Source organism: Allobosea sp. FBZP-16, assembly GCF_002831785.1.
GTDB classification, from domain to species: Bacteria; Pseudomonadota; Alphaproteobacteria; order Rhizobiales; family Beijerinckiaceae; genus Allobosea; species Allobosea lupini.
The window spans coordinates 1-2369 of sequence record NZ_LNCQ01000021.1; the positions used below are offsets into that span (position 1 = coordinate 1).

Sequence of the window (2369 nt, forward strand, 5' to 3'; positions counted from 1 at the left end):
GGTCGGCAGGACCGCTTCGGCGGCGGTCTCGATGCGTTCGGCTTCGGCTGCGGTCGTCGTCGAGGCGGCAGCCTCTGCGGGGGCCGTTTCCGTGGCCGGGGTGGCGGCCAGCTCGATGGTCGGCGGCGTCCGGCCGGAGCGATTGCGGCGCTTGCCGGTCTGGCTCTGGTCGCTGCTCGGTCCCGCCGCCATCTCGTCCTTGTCCGCCTTGTCGTCCGCCGCTGCCGGCTCCTTAACATCGCCGGTCAGCAAAGTGCGAGCGGGAAGCTGATCGAGTGCGGCGAAGAGCGCGGCTTCCTCGGGATGCTCGGCGACGAGCACGGTGTCGGACCCAGCCGAGATCAGCGGTGCGGCGATCGCGACCGAGAGCGCGAGCTGCGGCAGGGCCTGCGCCTGCTCGGTTAGCCCGGCCTTGCCGGCGAGGTCGAAAAAGATCTCGGCGCTGCGCGCTGAATAATGCAGGGCGGCATCGGCCGAGCCATCGCGCAACGCATCGGCGGCCGGAGCGGGCAGGGCGTCGACGGCCTTGGCTTCATAGGCGGTCCAGATCGTGACCTCGTGGCCGGCGTCGCCCAGTTGCTGCGGCAGGTCTTCGTGCCGGTCGCGGCCGGCGACGAGGAGCAGCTTCTGGCCCTTCGGCAACTGTTCCAGAATCAGCGCCAGCAGCTCGGCGCGCCCGCCCCTGGCGCTGTGGGCGGTGAAGCCGAGTTTGCCGGCAGCGTCCGCAGTGCGCGTGCCGACACAGAACGCAGGCAGGACGCCGCGCCAGCTTTTCGGCAGGCCCTCCAGCGCCGGCACGGCATTGGCGCTGGTCAGCACCAGCGCGTCGAATGGTCCCTTGGGCGGCTTCTCGCCTGTTGGCAGGACCTGAAACAGCGGCGCGACCACCGGGTCCTTGCCACGCTCGCGCAAGCTCTGAGCGCTGCGCTCGGCATCCTCAAGCGGTCTGAACACCAAAACGCGCATATCGTCTCCTCGGGCGGGCTCAGGCCGGATCGAAGCTGCCGGGCTGGATACGGATGCGAGATCCGCGCCCGATCCTCGCTCCCTGCGCGGCCTCCGTGACGGAACCAAGGCATTCGCCGACAAGGATGGCATAACCGGCGATCGGTATGTCCGTCATCTGGTGCGAGCTCTCCGGTTCTGTGCGGATGGGCCGACGCTGGGCATTGGCCTTCTCCTTCATGCAGCACTATACGGAGGAAATCCCCGCGCGAAACCGCGCACCTCGGCGGCAGCCCGGCGACCAGTGCCGATGCCCGCCCAACACCATGACGAGCATGCGAGTTCTGGGCATAGAGACGACCTGCGACGAGACGGCCGCCGCGATCGTCTGCGTCGAACGCTCCGGCGAGGCCAAGATCCTGTCGAACGAGGTTCTCAGCCAGATCGCGGCCCATGCCGCCTATGGCGGCGTCGTGCCGGAGATCGCGGCGCGTGCCCATGTCGAGGCGATCGACCGGATCGTGGCGCGTGCCTTCGAGAGCGCCGGCATGAAGCCGGCCGAGATCGACGGCGTCGCGGCGGCAGCGGGGCCGGGGCTGGTCGGCGGCGTCATGGTCGGCCTTACCACCGCCAAGGCGATCGCACTGGTGACGGGCAAGCCCTTCATCGCGATCAACCATCTCGAAGGTCATGCGCTGACGGCGCGGCTGACCGACGATCTCGCCTTCCCCTATCTGCTGCTGCTGGTCTCCGGCGGGCATACGCAATTGCTCGCGGTGCGCGGTGTCGGCAATTATCTCCGGCTGGGCACGACCATCGACGATGCGGTCGGCGAAGCCTTCGACAAGATCGCCAAGATGCTCGGCCTGCCCTATCCGGGGGGACCTTCGGTCGAGCGCGAGGCACGCAGCGGCGATCCCGAGCGCTTCGAGTTCCCGCGGCCGATGAGCGGTCGGCCCAATCCGGATTTCTCGCTGTCCGGCCTGAAGACGGCGGTACGGCTGGTCGCCGAGCGGATCGCGCCGCTCTCCGATCGTGATGTCGCCGATCTCTGCGCCTCCTTCCAGGCTGCGGTGGTCGACGTGCTGGTAGATCGCACGCGGGCGGGCCTGCGCGCCTGCCGCGAGGCCGGGATCAAGCCGTCTTCGCTGGTCGTTGCCGGTGGCGTCGCCGCCAACCAGCAGATCCGCAATGGCCTGGTGCGGCTTGCGACCGAGGCCGGGCTGCCGATGGTCGCCCCGCCGGTCGCACTCTGCGGCGACAATGGCGCGATGATCGCCTGGGCCGGGCTGGAGCGCCTGCGGCTCGGCCTCGTCGACGACATGGGCGCGGTGGCACGCCCGCGTTGGCCGCTCGAAGAACTCAGGGCGCAGGCGTGAGTGCAAAAAGCCGCTACCGGACGATAGGCGTCGCCGGCGCCGGCG

3 protein-coding genes are annotated in these 2369 nt (G+C 69.5%); 1 reads left to right on the top strand and 2 read right to left on the bottom strand.

The window, feature by feature from the left end:
• Both CXY91_RS06265 and CXY91_RS06270 read right to left on the bottom strand, forming a co-directional pair.
• Positions 1 to 954 (bottom strand): uroporphyrinogen-III synthase (locus CXY91_RS06265; RefSeq protein WP_158673285.1); only part of this gene is annotated, 954 nt, incomplete at its 3' end.
• A 31-nt stretch (positions 955 to 985) separates the two neighbouring features.
• The gene (locus tag CXY91_RS06270; protein ID WP_100959761.1) at positions 986 to 1186 is read right to left on the bottom strand and encodes a hypothetical protein; all 201 of its coding nucleotides are present in this window, start codon (positions 1184 to 1186) and stop codon (positions 986 to 988) included.
• A gap of 94 nt (positions 1187 to 1280) precedes the next feature.
• Between CXY91_RS06270 and tsaD the strand changes: the two genes are divergently transcribed.
• Positions 1281 to 2324: a tRNA (adenosine(37)-N6)-threonylcarbamoyltransferase complex transferase subunit TsaD gene (tsaD, locus tag CXY91_RS06275; protein WP_100959763.1), complete on the top strand. Its 1044-nt coding sequence runs from the start codon at positions 1281 to 1283 to the stop codon at positions 2322 to 2324.
• Positions 2325 to 2369: the final 45 nt, after the last annotated feature.